This is a genomic window from Agaribacillus sp. DX54 (assembly GCF_056858335.1).
In genome coordinates, this window is record NZ_JBXEQE010000085.1 from 1 (window position 1) to 2410 (window position 2410).

Genomic DNA, 2410 nt, shown 5'->3' on the forward strand with positions numbered 1-2410 from the left:
CTGCTGCAACACCAAATAATAGGCCCCATTATCAAGGTCGTCGGCTATCTTTACCCGTAACATAGGTGCTGTTGTCAGATCCATGTATAAGCTATCCGGTGAAATTACTTGCTGCACCTGTGGTAAGATGTCCTGACTGCTACCAATTGATAACGCTTCTACGGGCAGTTCCACTTCCCGTAATACCACCTGTAGATTTTGGGAAAGCCCCGAACTTAAAACACAGGTACGCAAGACATCATGGCGACCGATCACAAAGCCTAAGGCTTTTAAAAACTCCGAGCGCTTGTCCGGCGAAGAAAAGGACAGTAAACTAGGTAAAATATAAGGGTCTCCTTTGGTGGGGTCGCTCATCAAATGATGAAAGTAGATACCTTCCTGTAAGGGAGATAAGGGGTAGATGTCCTGTATATTGATCCCGCCCCCTGGAACCTGGTCCATGATCGTTTCCAATTCTTTTTGACTTAAGTCTACCAAAGGGACCATGGAAGGGGTAATATAGTCACAGCTCTCCACGATACCGTTCTCCGATACCTGGTAGCTATCAGCAAATGAGGATAATTTGGTGCTCAATAGGGAGATGCTCGGATATGAAAAAATATCTCGGATACTAAGGGTATATCCTATTTCCTGTATCATAGAAATCAATCGAACCACCAATAAACTATGGCCTCCCAGTTCAAAGAAGTTGTCATAGATCCCTACCTTTTCAACACCCAATAGCTCCTGCCAGATCTCAGCCAACTGTGCTTCCGTTTCCGTTCTTGGGGCCGCGTATTCTTTGCTGGACAGGGTTGAACCATCCAGCTCCGGTAATGCCTTCCGATCCAACTTTCCATTGGCTGTCAAGGGCATTTCGTCTAGCTGAACCCACAACCGTGGCACCATATACTCCGGCAAACTTTCTTGTAATTGTTGTTGTAAGACTTCCTTGTCCAGATCGTACTCCAAGACCACATAAGCTACCAATCGCTTATCGCCATGTTTATCCTCCCTTGCCAGAACACAGGATTGCTGAACTTCTGGTAACAAGGATAAGGTGTTCTCGATTTCGCCCAACTCAATGCGGTAACCGCGAATCTTGACCTGGGTATCCTTTCTGCCTATAAACTCGATAGTGCCATCGGGCAGCCACCTGGCCAGATCGCCCGTTTTGTACATCCGTTTCCCCGCTTTAAAGGGGTTCTCAACAAACTTCTTTCTTGTTAGATCTTCTCTATTTAGATAACCTCGAGACACCTGGTCCCCCCCTATACATAACTCTCCTACCACGCCAATCGGAACAAGGCTATCATTAGTATCTAAAAGGTAAATTTGTGTGTTTGATATTGGACGCCCAACAGTAATGTTTTTTATTAATTGATGATCAGTAACATCAGAAACTACACAACCTATCGTGGCTTCAGTAGGACCATATTCATTGAATAATTTTGCAGAAGCGTGCAATTTTCCTAAATTATCTAAATCAGAATGAGTTAACTGTTCCCCTCCTATAACAAAATACTTTATTCTTAAATCATCTAAATCCTTGAAAAAAGACAAATGTGATGGTGTTAATTTGATGGAAGTAATGGATTCATTTAAAACCAATTCCTTAAAAACTTCACCTACATTAGTATCCTTATAGATATGTAATTCCCCTCCTGTTAATAAAGTCAGGTAAATACTGGTTTGTGTTAAATCAAAGGATAGCGAAGTAAACAGAGGAAAGCTATAACTAGCATCATCTGTCTTATAATTATATATACAGTGAAAAGTATAATTAACCAGATTATTATGTCCAACCATTACCCCCTTAGGTTTGCCTGTACTGCCCGAGGTATAGATCACATAGGCCAAATTATCCGGTGATGAGACCCTCTTTAGCTTTTTGCCAGACCTCCTTGCGATCTTATCTCGATCACCATCCAACAAAACAGTATCCAGATTGTCCCTGTCCGAAAAGGTGGCTGTACAATCACCAGCACTGAGCAGGACCTTTACCCCTGAATCATCTAACATATAATCGATACGGGTCTGTGGATACTCGGGGTCAATGGGAACATAGGCGCCCCCTGATTTCAGTATCCCCCAAATACCCACCAACATTTCCAGACTACGGCCCAGGCAGATGCCGACCAGATCATCCGGTTGTACGCCTTTTTTTATCAGGTATCGTGCCAGCTTGTTGGAACGCTTGTCCAACTCCTTATAGCTTAAGCTTGCTCCTTCATACACTACAGCGACCGCATCAGGAGTTTTTCTGACCTGCTCTTCGAATAAATCGACTACCGTCTTGTCCGTTGGATAAGTAACCCCCGTATCATTGAATACTTCCAACAACTGACGGCTTTCTTCCTCTGTAAGCATCGATAGCTCACCTAACTGTGATGATGGGGAGGCTACAATAGCTGTTAACAGCTGCTGATAG

General features: G+C 43.5%; 1 protein-coding gene. It reads right to left on the reverse strand.

Annotation, left to right across the window (positions count from 1 at the left end; genetic code table 11):
- On the reverse strand, positions 1-2410 hold a 2410-nt coding region (locus AC04NP_RS30385), incomplete at both ends, for a non-ribosomal peptide synthetase (RefSeq protein WP_482863889.1).